Origin of the sequence: Roseateles asaccharophilus (assembly GCF_031458115.1) — a bacterium.
Taxonomy (GTDB): Bacteria; Pseudomonadota; Gammaproteobacteria; order Burkholderiales; family Burkholderiaceae_C; genus Pelomonas; species Pelomonas asaccharophilus_A.
The window spans coordinates 913,850-929,445 of sequence record NZ_JAVDXV010000001.1 but is presented as its reverse complement, the minus strand read 5'-3'; the positions used below and the strand labels follow the sequence as shown (position 1 = coordinate 929,445).

Genomic DNA, 15,596 nt, shown 5'->3' with positions numbered 1-15,596 from the left:
GTCCGAAGAAGACCAAGGAGACAAGCATGCGTCGCGATACCTTCCTCAAGTCCCTGGCCGCGCTGGCCGCCACGGGCGCGCTGCCCCTCACGGCCAGCGCGGCCGGCGTGCCCATGAAGATGATGATCCCCGCCAACCCCGGCGGCGGCTGGGACACCACCGGCCGCGCCTTCGGCAAGGCGCTGCAGGACGCGGGCTTTGCGTCCAGCGTGCAGTACGAGAACAAGGGCGGCGCGGCCGGTGCCTTGGGCTTGGCCCAGTTCGTCAACGCCAGCAAGGGCGACCCGCATGCGCTGCTGGTCATGGGCGCCGTGATGCTGGGCGGCATCATCACCGGCAAGCCGCCGGTGAGCCTGACGCAGGCCACGCCCATCGCGCGGCTCATCAGTGAGTACAACGTCTACGTCGTTCACGCGGCCTCGCCGCTGAAGACGATGAAGGACGTCGTCGACCAGCTGAAGAAGGACCCCGGCAGCGTCAAGTGGGGCGGTGGCTCGCGTGGCGCCACCGAGCACATCGCCGCGGCCATGATTGCGCGCGAGGTAGGCGTGGACGCGGCCAAGATCAATTACGTGCCCTTCCGCGGCGGCGGCGAGGCCACGGCGGCCATCCTGGGCGGCAACGTCACCATAGGCGGCAGCGGCTTCAGCGAGTTCCAACCCTACCTGGACAGCGGCAAGATGCGCGCGCTCGCCGTCACGTCGCCCGCCCGCATCAAGGGTCTGAACGCGCCGACGCTGAAGGAGCTGGGCATCAACGTCGAGATCGGCAACTGGCGCGGCGTCTACGCGCCGCCGGGCATCAGCGCCGAGCAGCGCAAGACGCTGACGGAGCTGGTCGTGCAGGCCACCAAGAGCAAGAGCTGGGCGGAGTCCATCGAAAAGAACGGGTGGACGCCCGCGCTGCTGGCTGGGCCCGAATTCGACGCGTTTGTCGATCGTGAGTTCGCGACGCTGCGGGCCATCATGGTGAAAAGCGGAATGATCTGAGGCCGGCCATGAGCAGTACCCCTTCCACATCCAGCCAGGCGCTGGTGGGCGCCGGCGTCCTTGTCGTCGGCGCCGTCATGGCGTTCGGCGCCACGGCCATCCCGTCCGATGCCGGCTACGCCGGTGTGGGCCCGAACGCCCTGCCCTGGCTGGTGTCCGTCGTGCTGATGCTGTGCGGCGGCTGGCTGGTGTGGGAGGCGCGCCGCGGCGGCTTCCGCGAGCTGGAGGCGCCGTCCGGCGCCGCAAGCGGCGACTGGCGCGCGGTGGCCTGGGTGGTGGCCGGCGTCATCGCCAACGCCAGCCTGATCACGACACTGGGCTTCATCCTGGCGTGCGGCCTGTGCTTTGCGCTGGCCGTGCGCGGCCTGCGCATCGGCGAGGGCAAGGCGGGCGGCAGCGCCAAGCGAGGGCTGATCGATCTGCTGACCGGCATCGCCATCGCGGCGCCGGTGTTCTGGCTGTTCACCAAGCTGCTGGCCATCAACCTGCCGGGCCTGACGGCCAGCGGCTGGCTGTGAAGGGGCACCAGCCATGATGGATCTCTGGACCCAACTGATGGGCGGCTTCGCCACCGCCGCCACGCCGATCAACCTGCTGTGGGCCTTCCTGGGCTGCGTCATCGGCACCGCCATCGGCGTGCTGCCGGGCCTGGGCCCCGCCGTCACGGTGGCCATGCTGCTGCCCATCACGTCGCAGGTGGAACCCACGGCGTCGATGATCTTCTTCGCCGGCATCTACTACGGCGCGATGTACGGCGGCTCCACCACGTCCATCCTGCTGAACACGCCCGGCGAGACCGGCACCATGGTCACGGCGATGGAGGGTTTCAAGATGGCCCGCAACGGCCGCGCCGGCGCCGCGCTGGCCACGGCGGCCATCGGCTCCTTTGTAGCGGGCACCGTCGCCACCGTGCTGGTCACGCTGTTCGCACCGGTGGTGGCCGACTTCGCCGTGACGCTGGGCCCGCCGGAGTACTTCCTGCTGATGCTGCTGGCGTTCACCACCGTCAGCGCCGTGCTGGGCAAGAGCACGCTGCGCGGCATGACGTCGTTGTTCATCGGCCTGGCGCTGGGTCTGGTCGGGCTGGACCAGATCACCGGCCAGGTGCGCTACACGGCCGGCGTGCCCGAGTTCATGGACGGCATCGAGACCGTGCTGGTGGCCGTGGGGCTGTTCGCCGTCGGCGAGACGCTGTACACGGCGCTGTACGAGGGCCGCAGCACGCAGGACCTGAACAAGCTGACCAGCGTGCACATGACGCGCCGCGAGTGGAAGCGCTCCTGGCCGGCGTGGCTGCGCGGCACGGCCATCGGCTTTCCGTTCGGCACCATTCCGGCGGGCGGCTCGGAGATCCCGACCTTCCTGAGCTACGCCACCGAGCGCAAGCTCAGCGAGCACAAGGACGAGTTCGGGACCACCGGCGCCATCGAGGGCGTGGCCGGCCCCGAGGCCGCCAACAACGCGGCCGTGACGGCCACGCTGGTGCCGCTGCTGACGCTGGGCATCCCCACGTCGGTGACGGCGGCCATCCTGCTCAGCGCGCTGCAGAACTACGGCATCCAGGCCGGCCCGCAGCTGTTCACAACGTCATCCACGCTGGTGTGGGCGCTGATCGCGTCGCTGTACATCGGCAACGTGATGCTGCTGGTGCTGAACCTGCCGCTGGTGGGCCTGTGGGTCAAGCTGCTGAAGATCCCGCGCCCGCAGTTGTACGCGGGCATCCTGATCTTCGCGACGGTGGGCGTGTACGGCATGCGCCAGAGCGCGTTCGACCTCTACGTGATGCTGGCGCTGGGCCTGCTGGGCGTGGTGATGCGGCGCTTCGACTTCCCGACCGCGCCGGTGGTGGTGGGCATGATCCTGGGCCCGCTGGCCGAGGCGCAGGGGCGCAATGCGCTGTCCATCGGCAGCGGCCACTGGAGCGTGTTCGTCGAGCGGCCGTTGTCGCTGGGCCTGCTGGTGCTGCTGGCCGCCGTGCTGCTGCTGCCGCGCGCGTGGCGCTGGCAACAGCAGCGGCGCCTCAGCCGAACGTGAACGCTTAGGCGCGCGCGCCGGCGTCGAGGAACTCGATCTCGAAGCTGCGCTCGGCCGCACCCCGGGTCTGGCGTACCAGCTGGTACAGCCGATGCCCGTCGATGCGGCCCAGGCCGCTGGCGTCGGTGTCCCAACCCCGGTCCGCGCCCGGCGGCTGGCCGTCGATGCGCACGCGAAAACGCACCGGCCTGCGTCCACTGACTCTCGCGCAGCCTGGCGATCGGCGTGTAGACATGGTCGCGTGCGCGGCGCAGGCCGCCGTCGGCCGACAAGAAACCCTTGGTGCGCTCAAAACCCAGATAGGTTTCCGCCGACGCCACGCCTGCCGGCCCCGCCGCGGCGGACGCGAGCGTCAAGCCACCTACTGCTCCAACCGCAATGCCGCCTCAACCGTCTCCAGCTCGGCATCCGTCAACACCGCCCCATTCGCCGCCCCCAGCGCATCGTCAATCTGCGCCAGCCGGCTCGCCCCCACCAGCACCGACGTCATGCCCGCATGCCGCAACACCCAGCTCAATGCCAGCTGCGGCAGCGTCTGCCCACGCGCATCGGCCAGTTCCTTCAGCGCCCGCACGACCGCCAGGCGGCCGGCCGTGATGTCGGAGGCTTTCAGGAAGCCGCCCTTGGCCGCACGTGAGTCCGCCGGAATGGCCGAAGCGAGATAGCGCTCGGTCAGGATTCCTTGCGCCAGCGGCGAGAACGCGATGCAGCCGATGCCCTCGTCGGCCAGCGTGTCCAGCAGGCCCGCTTCGATGCGGCGGTCCATCATGTTGTAGCGCGGCTGGTGGATGACGCAGGGCGTGCCCAGCCGGCGCAGGATGGCGCTGGCTTCGCGCGTCTGCTCCACTGAGTAGTTGGACAGGCCGGCGTAGATCGCGCGGCCGCTGCGCACGGCGAAGTCCAGTGCGCCCATGGTTTCTTCCAGCGGCGTGTCGGGATCGGGGCGGTGGGAATAGAAGATGTCCACATACGGCAGGCCCAACCGCTTCAGGCTGGCGTCCAGGCTGGCCAGCATGTACTTGCGCGAACCCCATTCGCCATACGGGCCGGGGCCCATGCGGTAGCCGGCCTTGGTGGAGATGATGAGCTCGTCGCGGTAGGCGGCCAGGTCTTCGCGCAGCAGGCGGCCCATCGTCGTCTCGGCCGAGCCGGGTGGCGGGCCGTAGTTGTTGGCCAGGTCGAAGTGGGTGATGCCGCGGTCGAAGGCGCCCAGCACCATCTCGCGTGCCGTGTCATAGCGGTCCACATCACCGAAGTTGTGCCACAGGCCCAGCGACAGCGTGGGCAGCAGCAGGCCGCTGCGGCCACTGCGGCGGTAGGGTTGGCGCTCGTAGCGTTGGGGGGCGGGCGTGTAGCTCATGGGGAGGCGCGGTCAGCGGCGGGATTGCACAGCGATCGTAGGCCGGTACCTCGATGTAATGCCCGGCGCCGAAAGATACGGGCCGCCAAGCCGTGACCGGGCGCCATAAGCAGTTGCCAGGCTGCGACCATCGCAGTGCTGGGCCCGGTGCTGGCCCCTGACGTCGTGCTTTGTACGGACTGCAGCGGCTCGCTGGGCGCGGCGGCCCGGCATCTCGGCGTCGAGCACCATGCGCTGAACCTCTCCAAGGGGCAGCGCGTGCAAGGCGCTTGGCACATCCAGAACGCCAACGCGTATCACGCCAGGCTCAAGAACTGCATTCGCCGCTTCAACGGTGTGGCCAGTTCGTACTTGGCCAGCTACCTGGGCTGGTTCCGCGCCCTGGACCGGTCAGCCCAATCTCCTCGCCAGCCCGCGCCATTCCTAGCTTTGGCTATCGGTGCTTGAGCTCGTCACCAAACAATGCGCAAAGAGCCAAGAAAAAACCCCTCGACCGCCGGGCGGCCGAGGGGTGGAATCCACTGCAGGGCAAGTGGAGGAGACAAACGGTACGGGGCTAGATTAACCCGATTGGAAGCGGTTCATCAATCAATCTCGCGAGCGAATCTCGCGACCGTGAAGAATTCCTTAACGTCGCCGCCACCACAGCCAGACGCCACTGAACCCCAGCCCGAACAAGGCCAGCCCCGACACGCCGGTGGCGACGATGTGTGGCACGCCGCCCAGCTCGCCGGTGTGCAGCGGATAGATCCAGGCCGTCGCGCGGCCGCCGGTATCCAGCTCGCTCCAGCGGCGCTGCAGCAGCACGCGGCCGTCCACCGGGTGCAGCCAGACCGAGCTGAGGCCGTTGGGATGCGGGTCGTCGGTGACCTTGAAGCGCACGCGCACAGGCTTGTCGTCGCCCGCGCCCAGCTGCACATAGCCCACCATCGCGCCGGGCCACCGCGCCCGCGCGGTGGCCACGATGTCGTCCAGCGTCTGCCGCGGGCCTTGCGGCTTGCCGACCTTGGGCGGCTTCACGGCCGCCTGCCCGGCCAGTCCGCTGACCCACTGCGCCAGCGGCCGCCAGGCCATCCACGCGCCGGTGGCGGCGGACACGGCAATCGCCAGCCCCAGCACCGTGCCGCCCAGCCGGTGCAGGTCGAACAGCGCGCGCGTGGCGCCCTTGTCCAGCTTCAGGCCAAATGCATGGCGCCACTGCGCCCGCGTGCGCGGCCACCACAGGATGAGGCCGGTCACCAGCAGCGCCAGATAGGCCAGCGACACGCTCGCCAGCACCGCCTTGCCGGTGTCACCCAGCAGCAACGCGCTGTGCAGCTCGAACACGAGGTTGACGAAGCCCTCGGCCTCACCGCGGCGGCCCAGCTCGGCGCTGCTGGCCGGGTCGATGTAGAGCGTGCCCTCCCAGGCCGGGCTCTTGACCAGCACCCGCAAGGTTTCATCCGCCTCGCGCGGCGGGCGCAGTGTCAGCGTGGCCTGCGGGCCGAACTCGGCGGCCACGCGCTGGCGCAGCGGCTCCAGCGCCGCCGGCGCGGCGCTGGGCATCGGCGCGCGGAACAGCTGCGCATGGGCCATCTGGTCCAGCGGACGGGCCACGGTCAGCAGGGCCCCCAGCAGCGCGGCCAGTGCCAGCAGCAGGCCCAGCGTCAGACCGGTCCAGCGGTGCAGCCAGAGCCAGCCAGCACGCAAGGTCGGCAGCGCCATGGCGCTCAGAAGTCCAGCTTGGCCGTCACGCGCAGCGTGCGTGGCGCGCCCACGCCCAGCAGGCCGTTGCCGGCGGTGCTCCAGTAGTCCCTGTCGGCGGCGTTCTCCAGGTTGGCCTGCAGGCTCAGACCCTGGCCGGCCCATTGGGTCTGGTAGCGCGCGCCCAGCGACACGGTCTGGTAGGCCGGGATCCAGCCCTGGTTGCTGTTGTTGACCGCGCGCTTGCCGACGCGGTAGACGCCCGCGTTGAAGGCAAGACCCGGCACCTGCGGCAGGCGGTACTCGCCGAACAGGCTCAGCGTCTGCTTGGGTGTGTTCTCGGGCGTCTTGCCCAGCTCGGCGGCGTTGCTGGTGCCGACCTTGGAGATCTCGGCATCCAGCACGACGGCGGACGCGACGATGGACAGGTCGCGGCCCAGTTCGCCGCTGGCCGAGGCTTCAAGGCCGCGATAGCTGCTGAGGCCGCCGACCTGGAACACGCCGCTGATGGTGGTGGTCTGCGGCCGGCGGATCTCGAACAGCGCCGTCTGCAGCATCACGGACTTCATCAGCCGCGCCTTCACGCCGATCTCGGCCTGCTTGTTGACGGCCGGTGCCAGCACCTCGCCGGCATTGCTGGCCGACAGCGGCGCCGTGCCGGTTTCCTCCAGCCCGCGCAGCAGGCTGGCGTAGACGCTGAGGTCGGCGACGGGCTTCCACATCAGCGACACGTTGGGCGTGACCTTGTCGGCCGTGTAGCTGGTGGCGGTGGTCGCGTTGCGCGACACGCTGCGGTAGCTGGTCTGGCGCAGGCCGCCCAGCAGCTGCCACTCGCGGCCGATGGCGATGCGGTCGTACACATAGAGGCCGCGGTCGCGGATCTCGGACGGATAGCCGGCCTGCGCCAGCGTCGGGTTCACCTCGGCGATGTCCACCGGCGCGTACAGGTTCTGCGCTGCCTGCGCGCTGCCGCTGCGCCAGCCAGCCGATTCGCGGCGGTTGTAGCTGGCACCCAGCGTCAGCTCGTGCTGCAGGCCGGCGGTGTCGAAGCGGCCGATGGCTTCCACGCGGTGGTTGGTGTTGGTGTAGGCCTGGCCCTTCAGCACCGACACGTTGACGCGGCCCGCGCCGGTGTCGTTGTTGTAGTTCTGGAAGGTCGTGTAGACGCGGTCGCGGCTGGTCTTGGCGCGGCCGGTCTCCACGCTGACGACCCAGGCGTCGCCCAGCGCAAAGTCGCCACGCGCGAGCGCGTTGGTGGCCTGCGCGTCGTAGCGCGCCCAGTCGGCGCCGAGGTTGGTCTTGTTGTCGGGCACGCGCGGCAGGTTGACGACGCCGGCGACCGCGGCCGGCAGCGTGATGGCGGCCTGCTCGCTGACGTTCTTGCGGTAGTGCTCCAGGTCCAGCTTGAAGTTGGCGGTAGGCGTTGCGCGCCAGTCGTAGGCCGCCGCCAGCAGGCCGCGCTTGCCCTCGTAGTTGCGGATGCCGTTCTCCTCGCGGCTGGCCGTGGCGTTCACGCGCAGGCCCATCGCGTCGCCGCCGCCGAAGCGCCGGCCCACGTCCACATGCGCCTTCACGCCGCCGTGCCCGTTGACCGTGGTGGTCAGCGACGTGACCGGCTTCAGCCCCGCGCGCTTGCTGACGAAGTTGACGATGCCCGACGGCGGCACCATGCCGTAGTACATGGACGATGCGCCCTTCAGCACCTCCACCTGCTCCTTGTTCTCCAGCGGGATGTCGATCAGGTTGATGACCGGCAGGCTGCCGTTGAGGCGGTAGTTGCCGCGGTTCTCGACCAGGATGCCGCGGATGGACAGGTTGTCGTAGGTGGAGCCGCTGACCTGCGAGCGCGTCACGCCGGCGGTGTTGCGCAGCGCGTCGAACAGGCCCTGCGCGCCCTGCGCGTCCAGCAGCTCGCGCGACATCGCGTTGTTCGTCAGCGGCACGTCCAGCGGGTCCTGGTCACGGAAGGCGCCCACCTGCACCGACGTGGGCGCGAAGCTCTTCTGCCGCTCACCCTTGACAACCACGGCGTCCAGCAAGCTGGGCTCGGCGGCGGATGCGTTCAGATGCACGGCGGCCGAAATGACAGACAAAACCAGGGGCAGCCGGCCGGCGCAGCCAGCCGCGCGAGAGCGCGTGTTCATGGGTGAGAAGGATTAGATGAGAATTATTCTCATCTTAACAAGCCCACTACTTTGGCCCGTGGCGGTGCCCGCTGCCACTGGCCTTGCGGTAGTGCTCGGCCAGCACGTCGCGGCCGAAATCGCCGTCGAAGTCGCGCCAGACCGAGTGGATGTGGTTGCCGCCTGAGTTGTCGAACTCGATGAGGAAGCTGGCGCCCTGGATGCGGAAGTGGTGCGGCTCGCGGGCTTTCGGCGATCCGGCCCAGCCGATGCGCACCGTGTCCAGCGCCGCCCGCACGCGCGCCAGCCGCGCCTGCGCCAGCTCGGGCTGCAGATGGTCGGCGAAGGCGCCGATGAGCTTCAGCACCTGGGCCTGCTGGCCGGCGTCCATGTCGGCCCAGGGCAGGCCCACGGCGTCCAGCGCCTTCGCATGCGACGCGTTGCCGCTGACGAGGTCGCCGAACGGCCGTGTGCTGAACACCGCGCGGGTGCGCTGTGCCGGCGTGAGGCTGGCGAGCCACTGCCGCGCCAGGTCTTCCTCGCTGCCCAGCAGCCGGAAGCCCGCCGCTGGCGTGCCGCCGCTCAGGCCGCGCGGCACGGTGGCCGGGTTGGCGCCGAAGAACTGCGGCAGCGTGGCCACATAGCGATCGCCGCTCAGGCTGAAGTGCAGCGACAGATGATGGCCCTCGATGCGCCAGCCCCAGGCCTCGCCGCCGGGCTCGCCGTAGATGGCCACCGCGTAGTTCTCGGGATCGCGGGACAGGCCGAAGGTTTCCATTTGGCGCAGCGCGATCTCCAGCGCCATCAACGCCCTCACCTTGTCCAAACCACCTTCGTTCAGCGCGGTGCGCAGCAGCGCCGTCGTCGCGTCGCGCTGCGCGGTCGACATGGCCTTCCACGCGATGCCATCGCGGCGGCGCGGTGTGTAGTGCCAGTCGCTGCGCGCGGCGTCGGTGAAGGGCTGCAGCAGGTCACCGCGCTGCGCGGGCGGCGTCGCGTCGAGCAGACGGCGGGCGGCGGCCACGGTCTGGGCCTGCAGCGCAGATACGACCGACAGGCCGGCCAGTGCGATCAGTGAACGGCGATGCATGGGACCTCGCTCCGGCAGCAAAGGCCGCAAGCGTAGCAACTGCACTAGCTCAGTCGTCTTGCTTCGTTGGCGCCCCAGGGTCGGCTGCCTAGAGTGCCGGGCATGTTCTCGCCGTCGCGAGCGGGGCGCGTGCATGTGGCGCGCGAGCTGCTCTACATCGGCCACAAGCCGGGTCTGCGCGACGTGCTGACCGTCATGGAGCAGCTGCGCTCCAGCGCAGCGCTGGCCGGCCGGCCTTGCACCGAGGGCGAGGCGCTGGCCGCGCTGGTGCCGGTGGGGCTGGAACAGGCCGTGGGCCTGCGCATCGCGCAGCTGTCCGAGGGCCAGCGGCGGCGCGCTGCACTCGCATCGTTATGGCTGCCCCGCGTGGCGCCGCTGTGGCTGCTGGACGAGCCGCTGGCCGCGCTCGACGCCGCCATGTGCGACCGCCTCGCCCAGCGGCTGGACTGGCATGCGGACGACGGCGGCAGCGCCGTCTTCACGAGCCACCAGGCCTTGCCGCTCAAGCGTGGCGTTCGCAGCCTGCGGCTCGGCGGGTACTGAGCGAGGCGCTACTTGCCGGTCGAGCCGGGCACCTCCAGGAAAGGCATGCCGAACCGCAGGCTCATGTTGACGGCATTGCGGTCCTTGCCATTGCTGAAGCCGCGCTCCCTGACGCTGGCAATCTGCAACCAGTACTCGGAAGACTCCTTGGAGAACGGCAGGCGGATTTCGGCACCGAAGGTGATGGTGCGCAAGCGCTCCGTCAATGTTTCGCCGAGCCTCACCCGACGCCGCCCCCACTCGCCGTAGGCGTGATAGGTGGGCCGGCCCATCCGCAGGCGCACCGACGCCTCGGTGCTGTCCTGCCTCAACAGGCGCGTCGAGTCCGTCGGGTCGGGCGCCCGGTCGTCCAGGCGACGGCTGAAGAAGCCCTGCAGCAGCACCCGCAGGCTGTCGTCGGACGCGCCAGGGAATCCGTACGAGCCAGACACCCAGACGGCCTTGCCGTCGGCCGTCGCATCCTTCAGCGCGCCACTGCCCGTGTACCAGGACTTGCCGAAGCCGGCGTAGAGCGACGGCTGGGCCCAGAGGGGGTACTGTTTCCCAACCGCGTCATAGCAACTGCTGAGATCCACCGGCTTCGAGTCCAGGTTGTCGGTCGCGTCTAGATCACCAACCTTCGTTTCTTTCAGGCAGCGATCGACGATGTCGTAGTACAGCCCCGGGTCGGCCTGGTCCCATAGCCCGATCCTGACCCCCCATGCCGCACGCGCGGCACCGTCGGCGTCAGGCTTCGTCGTGGCCAGCGACACGGTCGTGCGCGCCGCCACGCGCGTCAGGTAGTTGCGCGTGCCCAGGTCACGATGCTTCTCCGATTCCAGCGGCCCATAAAGCGTGCCGCCGCGCAGGCTGTCGCGGAAGAACAGCGACATCGGCGAGAAGTCCATCGCCACGCCGTCGGTCACCTTGCCGTCCGGCGACAGCCCATGCACCAGCGAGGCCGCGAAGTCGCGGATCAGGCCCGGCCGCTGCACCTTGTCGGGGGACAGCCCCAAGATGGCGAACGCCGGGCTGGCCGGCACCGTCAGGTCAGCCTTGGCCTTCGCCGCGACCTGCTGGAACAGCTCGGACTGCGGTGACTCGTCCTTGGCCGCCGTCGGCTTGGCCGCTGTCTTTTCCGACGTCTCGTTCTTGGTCTTGTTCGTCGTCGAGACCACTGGCGCCGGTGTCTGCGTCGACTGCGCCATCTGCGCCACCTGCTCGTTCGTCAGCCAGGGCTTGCATTCCCTGTCGGCCGGATTGGCGGCCTGCGCCTGGCAGATGATGACGAAGCCCTGCAGCCGCCCCTGCACCACCCACCCGGACGGCACCTCCTGCGCGAGCGCGGCAGCCGACATGCCGGTCAGCAACGCGGCGCAGGCCACCCCGCTGCGCGCCGAAACGGGCGGCTTCACAGCGCCGCCTTCGCAGACAACGGCGCCGCCGCCGCGACGACGCCCACGCGAACGCCGTCCTGGTGCAGGTCGTCGTTCACCTTGTCGTCCGGGATGGAGGCGTCGAAGCGGCCCGTGCCCAGCACCGCGCCCGTGCCGCTGGTGAGGCGCGAGACGACGGTGTAGTCGCCGAGGTTCGCGCCACTGCGGATGGCCACGACGCCCCACTTCACCAGCGCGATGTCGGCATTGACGTTGAAGCTCCAGCGGGCGCGGCCGCCATTCGCCGTGGTCAGCGGCGAGCCGAATCCATGGCTGCCGGCGCCGTTGACGACGTTGCCGGCCTTGTCGACGACGATGACCTGGACGCGGGCCAGCGGGCCGCCGGTCACGTCCACGCTCAGCGAGACAACGTCACCGTCGGTCAACGTCAGCGTGGCGAGGTTCAGGCGCTGGTCTTTCGTGATGGGCATGGTGTTCTCCTGGTCGGCTGATGGCAGGTCACCGCAGGGACGTGTCGCTCGACAAGTCCGGCAACGGTGCATTGAGGGCGGCCTGCCGCACGACGGTCTCCGCGGCGGCATGGTCCGTGACGGCCTCGGTGGCGGCCTTCATCGCCGACTCCGAGGCCTTGGCCGCAAAGTAGTAGCTGACGACCGATGTCATCAGCGTGCCGATCAGCGTCAGCAGCTGCTTGGCGATGTCGATGGCTGCCGAACTGGGCGGCGTCTCCAGGTGCAGTACGTAGCGAAAGTCCTTGCAGTCCGCGGCTTGGCCCGGCTCGCAGGCCATCGGCGTGACGGCGCTCACGTGGATGAGCGGGTCGGCCAGGAAGCGGTCTTTCTCGGCGGCACTGACGGTCAACGTGCTGCCGCCGTTGAGCGACTGGTAGAGCATCACCGCGATCAGCGCGAACAGCACGATCAGCGACAACGCGATCGCCGCGCGGATGGAACCCGGTGGCAGCCCCAGCGCCTCGCTGCAGTTCGCCAGACCCAGCCGCGAGAACAGCGCGGACATGACGGCCAACGCCCCCAACAGGATGACGATGCCGAAGATGGCCAGCAGCGGCAGGCCGACCGACGGCTGGCCCGCCAGTACCTTCAGCCCCAGCATCAGCGCCACGCTGGGCAACACCACCAGCACGGCGACCACGATCAGGCTGTACCACTCGCTGGACGGTTTGGAGGCGAAGGCGGCAGTGCGGCGGCGGGTGAACATGGGGCGCTCCTGCGGAAGGGTGCCGCCAGTGTGGGAACACCGCGTCCGACTGAAAACCACAGAGTTGACGAGGCACAGCACGTTTGCCGTCAACTGAAGAAGCTCAGTCGATTTGCTTCGTTGGCCGCCACACGGGTTCTGCCTAGAGTGCCTGCATGTTCGCGAAGCCAGTCCCTTCTCCACCTTCATGCTCCCCATGCGAGGTGTGTGTCGGCTTGAGGGTCGAGCACCGCGGGGTTGCGCTCGGTCTCAGCGGCAGGGCGCGGTAATGAGCGCTGCGGTTCAAGCTGCCGCAGCGCTCGCGCTGCGGGAATGGCGCGGCCTGCTGCGCCAGCCCGCCGAATGGCTGACGCCACTGGCCTTCGTCGCCGGCGTGGCGTTGGTGTTCCCGCTCGGTCCTGACCCGGCGCGGCTGCGTGAGCTGGCGCCGGGGCTGCTGTGGATCGCGGCGCTGCTGGCGAGCCTGTTGTCGCTGCCGCGCCTGTTCGCGCCAGACCTCGCCGACGGCAGCCTGGAGCAGTGGTGGCTGTCGCCGCGGCCCCTCATGCCGGTGCCGGCTGTCGCGCTGTCCTACAGCCCGCATCTGCCACCGCTGACGTGGTGAATCTCAGCGGCTGACCAGACTGGTGGCAAGGCAGCGCGCGAGCGGCGTGCGCCGATCGCGAGGAGACCGCCATGACACCAGCCACCAGCCCCGGCAAGCGCCGTTGGCGCGACCTGCTGCCGCCTTATGGCGACACACGCAGCACCGCCGCGTCAGACCCCGCGGAAGGCCCGGCCCCCGCCGTGCGCAGCGAGCCCCGCCGCCGCTCCGGCGCGCTGGGCTGGCTGCTGGCGCTGCTGACCGGCGCGGCGCTGGCCATGCTAGCGCTGCAGACCATGGAAGACCCCCGCAGTGTCGGCACGCAACTGGACGACGCCGTCGCCAACGTGCGCGCCGTCGGCAGCCAGGCACAGCGCTCGCTGACCGACTCCCAGCATGCCGTGGCCGATGCGTCCCACCAGGCGGTGGATGGCGTGGGCACCGCCATCAGCGACGCCGGCATCAGCCTCAAGGTCAAGACGGCGCTGGCGGCCGATCCGGCGTTGAGCGCGTCGCGCATCAACGTGGACACCGTGGGCGGCGTCGTGCGGCTGGAAGGCCCCGCTCCCGACACCAAGGCCCGCGAACGCGCCAGCGTGCTGGCCGCCGCGCCACGCGGCGTGCGCGGCGTGGACAACCGGCTGACGCTGCCCCAGGGCAGCCAGGTGGTGCCGGTGCAGTCCGCCGCGCTGCCCGCCAGCGCCGCCGCGCCGGTCAGCCTGGACGGCCCGGCCGCGGAGGACACCGCCGTCAGCTCGCGGGTGGACGCCGCGCTGACCGCCGACGCCGCCTTCGCGCGCACCAAGCTGGTCGTTAGCACCCGCCAGGGCGTCGTGCGCCTGGAAGGCGTGGTGCCCGATGCACCGGCCCGCGACCGCGCGGTCACGCTGGCCGCATCGCAGGCGGGTGTGAAGTCGGTGGACAACCGGCTGATGACATCCGAAGCGGCGCAGTTATTGGCACGCGGGCCGCAGTAAGCCGCCCTTGTTGCTTCGCCCAGCCATGTGGGGCGATTGGGGAGTTCGTGCGACTGGCCTCCTGCGGAAACACCGATGGCATCGATGACCTCTCGGGAGAACATCGGGCGTTCAAGAACCTCCCAGGAGTCGACTTGCAATACCTCCCGCATGCCGTGCAACTCGTCGGGGCCGTCATTGCGCTGGCCGCCTGGTCCATGGTGATGTGGGCGTGGATGTACGCGACCCGGCTGCCGGCCATGTTCGCCATGGGCATGAAGCCCGATCCCAAGGCTCCGAGGGGCGAGCAGATGTCGACGCTGCCACCGCAGGTGCGCTGGAAGGCCGACAACTACAACCACCTGATGGAGCAGCCCACGGTCTTCTATGCGCTGGTTCTCGCACTCGCGCTGCTGGGCAGCCCGGCGTTCTCGGCGGTGGTGCTGGCCTGGGCCTATGTGGCGCTGCGCATCGTCCACAGCCTGGTGCAGGCGCTGACGAACAAGATCGAGGTGCGCTTCGTCGTCTTCGTGCTGTCCAACGTGCCGTTGCTGGGGCTCACCTACCTCGCCGCCGAGCGGTTCTTCCAGCTGTCCGCGCTGGCGTAGACAGGGGTTGCGCCGCCGCTCAGGCGCCCGGCCGGTCCGCCTGCGCCTTGGGGCTGATGCGGTAGCTCCGCGACTTCTCGGGGATGGGCAGCATGCCCGCGTTCCACGCCGCCCGGTCCGCGCGCAGCTTGTCCAGTCGCCCGGGTTCGCGCTCGGTCAGGTTCGCACGCTCGCGCTGGTCTTGCGCCAGGTTGAACAGGAACTCGTTGCCGTTGATCTGCAGGTACTTCCAGTCGCCGTCGCGCAGCGCGCGCTGCGCGTTGGACTTGTAGCGCCAGAACAGCTGACGCGGCACCGACGCGGCCTGGCCCAGCAATTGGGGCAGCACGTTCACGCCATCGCTCGGATAGTCGACGTGCGGCGCACCGCCGGCCGCGGCGAGCAGCGTGGGCAACCAGTCCATGCTGATGACGACCTGATCGCTGACCTGCCCGCCTTTCACCCGCGCCGGCCAGCGCAGCAGCGTGGACACCCGGATGCCGCCCTCCAACAGCTCGGACTTCTGCCCGCTGAAGGGCCAGGTGTTGCTGAAGCGCTCGCCACCGTTGTCGCTGGTGAAGATGACGATGGTGTTCTGCGCCAGACCCTGAGACTGCAGCGTGTCCAGCACACGGCCTATGGCCGCGTCCAGCGCGCCGACGATCTCGCCGTACTTCTTCAGGCTGCCGCCGTCGCTGTGGTTCAGGCTCTTGAGCTGGCGCGACAGCGGCTCGTCGCCCGGCGCCTCCCAGGGCCAGTGCGGCGCCGTGAAGTGCAGCGACAGCAGGAAGGGCTTGTCGGCGCTCTGGCGACGCAAGAAGGCCTGGCCATGGTCGGCGATGAGGTCGGTGTAGTAGCCGGCCTTGTCGACGCGCACCTCGCCTTCGAACAGGTCCGGCGGCAGGTCCTTGCCCAGTCCCGCCTTGTGAGTGAAGTAGTCCACCGCACCGCCGGTGTTGCCGAAGAACTCGTCGTAGCCGCTCTTCAGCGGACCGTACTTGGGCAAAGCGCCCAAATGCCATTTGCCGAACAGCGCCGTGCGGTAGCCGCGCGC

General features: G+C 69.6%; 16 protein-coding genes and 1 pseudogene. 8 read left to right on the top strand and 9 right to left on the bottom strand.

Features of this window, described 5'->3' with window-relative positions:
* The first annotated feature begins 26 nt into the window (after positions 1 to 26).
* The 3 genes from J2X21_RS04215 to J2X21_RS04205 are packed head-to-tail and all read left to right on the top strand — an operon-like array spanning position 27 to position 3,023.
* Positions 27 to 989, top strand: a complete 963-nt coding sequence (locus J2X21_RS04215; RefSeq protein ID WP_310325224.1) for a Bug family tripartite tricarboxylate transporter substrate binding protein — start codon at positions 27 to 29, stop codon at positions 987 to 989.
* Between the two features lie 8 nt (positions 990 to 997).
* Positions 998 to 1,507, top strand: coding sequence for a tripartite tricarboxylate transporter TctB family protein (locus tag J2X21_RS04210; RefSeq protein WP_310325222.1), 510 nt, complete (start codon positions 998 to 1,000; stop codon positions 1,505 to 1,507).
* A gap of 16 nt (positions 1,508 to 1,523) precedes the next feature.
* Positions 1,524 to 3,023: a tripartite tricarboxylate transporter permease gene (locus tag J2X21_RS04205; protein ID WP_310325220.1), complete on the top strand. Its 1,500-nt coding sequence runs from the start codon at positions 1,524 to 1,526 to the stop codon at positions 3,021 to 3,023.
* Between the two features lie 4 nt (positions 3,024 to 3,027).
* Here J2X21_RS04205 and J2X21_RS04200 read toward each other — a convergent pair whose 3' ends face one another.
* Together J2X21_RS04200 and J2X21_RS04195 are read right to left on the bottom strand one after the other, a co-directional pair.
* A complete protein-coding gene (locus J2X21_RS04200; RefSeq protein ID WP_310325219.1) occupies positions 3,028 to 3,207 on the bottom strand; it encodes a hypothetical protein in 180 nt (59 codons plus the stop codon).
* A gap of 177 nt (positions 3,208 to 3,384) precedes the next feature.
* Positions 3,385 to 4,383: an aldo/keto reductase gene (locus J2X21_RS04195; RefSeq protein WP_310325217.1), complete on the bottom strand. Its 999-nt coding sequence runs from the start codon at positions 4,381 to 4,383 to the stop codon at positions 3,385 to 3,387.
* Between the two features lie 117 nt (positions 4,384 to 4,500).
* Here J2X21_RS04195 and J2X21_RS04190 point away from each other — a divergent pair.
* Positions 4,501 to 4,830, top strand: a pseudogene (locus tag J2X21_RS04190) (IS1595-like element ISPels1 family transposase); the annotation flags it as partial.
* 180 nt (positions 4,831 to 5,010) lie between these two features.
* On the opposite strand, the gene J2X21_RS04185 reads toward J2X21_RS04190, so the two are convergent.
* The 3 genes from J2X21_RS04185 to J2X21_RS04175 are packed head-to-tail and all read right to left on the bottom strand — an operon-like array spanning position 5,011 to position 9,279.
* Positions 5,011 to 6,087, bottom strand: a complete 1,077-nt coding sequence (locus tag J2X21_RS04185) for a PepSY-associated TM helix domain-containing protein (protein WP_310325215.1) — start codon at positions 6,085 to 6,087, stop codon at positions 5,011 to 5,013.
* Between the two features lie 5 nt (positions 6,088 to 6,092).
* Positions 6,093 to 8,210, bottom strand: coding sequence for a TonB-dependent receptor (locus tag J2X21_RS04180; RefSeq protein ID WP_310325213.1), 2,118 nt, complete (start codon positions 8,208 to 8,210; stop codon positions 6,093 to 6,095).
* A 46-nt stretch (positions 8,211 to 8,256) separates the two neighbouring features.
* Positions 8,257 to 9,279: a DUF3500 domain-containing protein gene (locus J2X21_RS04175; RefSeq protein ID WP_310325211.1), complete on the bottom strand. Its 1,023-nt coding sequence runs from the start codon at positions 9,277 to 9,279 to the stop codon at positions 8,257 to 8,259.
* A 102-nt stretch (positions 9,280 to 9,381) separates the two neighbouring features.
* On the opposite strand from J2X21_RS04175, the gene J2X21_RS04170 reads away from it, so the two are divergent.
* Positions 9,382 to 9,822 carry an ABC transporter ATP-binding protein gene (locus J2X21_RS04170; RefSeq protein ID WP_310325209.1) on the top strand — a complete coding sequence of 147 codons (441 nt, stop codon included), beginning with the start codon at positions 9,382 to 9,384 and terminating at the stop codon, positions 9,820 to 9,822.
* Between the two features lie 8 nt (positions 9,823 to 9,830).
* On the opposite strand, the gene J2X21_RS04165 is transcribed toward J2X21_RS04170, so the two are convergent.
* From J2X21_RS04165 to J2X21_RS04155, 3 genes are read right to left on the bottom strand one after another with little or no spacing between them, the layout of a single operon-like run.
* The gene (locus J2X21_RS04165; RefSeq protein ID WP_310325207.1) at positions 9,831 to 11,216 is read right to left on the bottom strand and encodes a hypothetical protein; all 1,386 of its coding nucleotides are present in this window, start codon (positions 11,214 to 11,216) and stop codon (positions 9,831 to 9,833) included.
* Positions 11,213 to 11,668, bottom strand: coding sequence for a hypothetical protein (locus J2X21_RS04160; protein WP_310325205.1), 456 nt, complete (start codon positions 11,666 to 11,668; stop codon positions 11,213 to 11,215). Before J2X21_RS04160 ends, J2X21_RS04165 begins: the two co-directional genes overlap by 4 nt.
* Before the next feature lie 28 nt (positions 11,669 to 11,696).
* Positions 11,697 to 12,416 carry a hypothetical protein gene (locus J2X21_RS04155; protein ID WP_310325203.1) on the bottom strand — a complete coding sequence of 240 codons (720 nt, stop codon included), beginning with the start codon at positions 12,414 to 12,416 and terminating at the stop codon, positions 11,697 to 11,699.
* A 268-nt stretch (positions 12,417 to 12,684) separates the two neighbouring features.
* Here J2X21_RS04155 and J2X21_RS04150 point away from each other — a divergent pair, with 268 nt between their 5' ends.
* The 3 genes from J2X21_RS04150 (at position 12,685) to J2X21_RS04140 (ending at position 14,563) form a co-directional block, all read left to right on the top strand.
* Entirely contained in the window at positions 12,685 to 13,020 is a 336-nt protein-coding gene (locus J2X21_RS04150; RefSeq protein ID WP_310325201.1) for a heme exporter protein CcmB, read from the top strand.
* 71 nt (positions 13,021 to 13,091) lie between these two features.
* Positions 13,092 to 13,976, top strand: coding sequence for a BON domain-containing protein (locus J2X21_RS04145; RefSeq protein ID WP_310325199.1), 885 nt, complete (start codon positions 13,092 to 13,094; stop codon positions 13,974 to 13,976).
* 134 nt (positions 13,977 to 14,110) lie between these two features.
* The gene (locus J2X21_RS04140) at positions 14,111 to 14,563 is read left to right on the top strand and encodes an MAPEG family protein (protein WP_310325197.1); all 453 of its coding nucleotides are present in this window, start codon (positions 14,111 to 14,113) and stop codon (positions 14,561 to 14,563) included.
* Between the two features lie 19 nt (positions 14,564 to 14,582).
* Here the strand turns inward: J2X21_RS04140 and J2X21_RS04135 are convergent, their stop codons facing one another.
* Positions 14,583 to 15,575, bottom strand: a complete 993-nt coding sequence (locus J2X21_RS04135; protein WP_310325456.1) for a sulfatase family protein — start codon at positions 15,573 to 15,575, stop codon at positions 14,583 to 14,585.
* Between the last annotated feature and the right edge of the window lie 21 nt (positions 15,576 to 15,596).

What these genes read in the sequence shown, in the direction of transcription:
- J2X21_RS04145 (WP_310325199.1), top strand. Translation starts at nt 13,092, where the DNA reads ATGACACCAGCCACCAGCCCCGGCAAGCGCCGTTGGCGCGACCTGCTG.
- J2X21_RS04160 (WP_310325205.1), bottom strand. Translation starts at nt 11,668, where the DNA reads ATGCCCATCACGAAAGACCAGCGCCTGAACCTCGCCACGCTGACGTTG.
- J2X21_RS04210 (WP_310325222.1), top strand. Translation starts at nt 998, where the DNA reads ATGAGCAGTACCCCTTCCACATCCAGCCAGGCGCTGGTGGGCGCCGGC.
- J2X21_RS04175 (WP_310325211.1), bottom strand. Translation starts at nt 9,279, where the DNA reads ATGCATCGCCGTTCACTGATCGCACTGGCCGGCCTGTCGGTCGTATCT.
- J2X21_RS04205 (WP_310325220.1), top strand. Translation starts at nt 1,524, where the DNA reads ATGGATCTCTGGACCCAACTGATGGGCGGCTTCGCCACCGCCGCCACG.
- J2X21_RS04170 (WP_310325209.1), top strand. Translation starts at nt 9,382, where the DNA reads ATGTTCTCGCCGTCGCGAGCGGGGCGCGTGCATGTGGCGCGCGAGCTG.
- J2X21_RS04150 (WP_310325201.1), top strand. Translation starts at nt 12,685, where the DNA reads ATGAGCGCTGCGGTTCAAGCTGCCGCAGCGCTCGCGCTGCGGGAATGG.
- J2X21_RS04185 (WP_310325215.1), bottom strand. Translation starts at nt 6,087, where the DNA reads ATGGCGCTGCCGACCTTGCGTGCTGGCTGGCTCTGGCTGCACCGCTGG.
- J2X21_RS04215 (WP_310325224.1), top strand. Translation starts at nt 27, where the DNA reads ATGCGTCGCGATACCTTCCTCAAGTCCCTGGCCGCGCTGGCCGCCACG.
- J2X21_RS04195 (WP_310325217.1), bottom strand. Translation starts at nt 4,383, where the DNA reads ATGAGCTACACGCCCGCCCCCCAACGCTACGAGCGCCAACCCTACCGC.
- J2X21_RS04155 (WP_310325203.1), bottom strand. Translation starts at nt 12,416, where the DNA reads ATGTTCACCCGCCGCCGCACTGCCGCCTTCGCCTCCAAACCGTCCAGC.
- J2X21_RS04180 (WP_310325213.1), bottom strand. Translation starts at nt 8,210, where the DNA reads ATGAACACGCGCTCTCGCGCGGCTGGCTGCGCCGGCCGGCTGCCCCTG.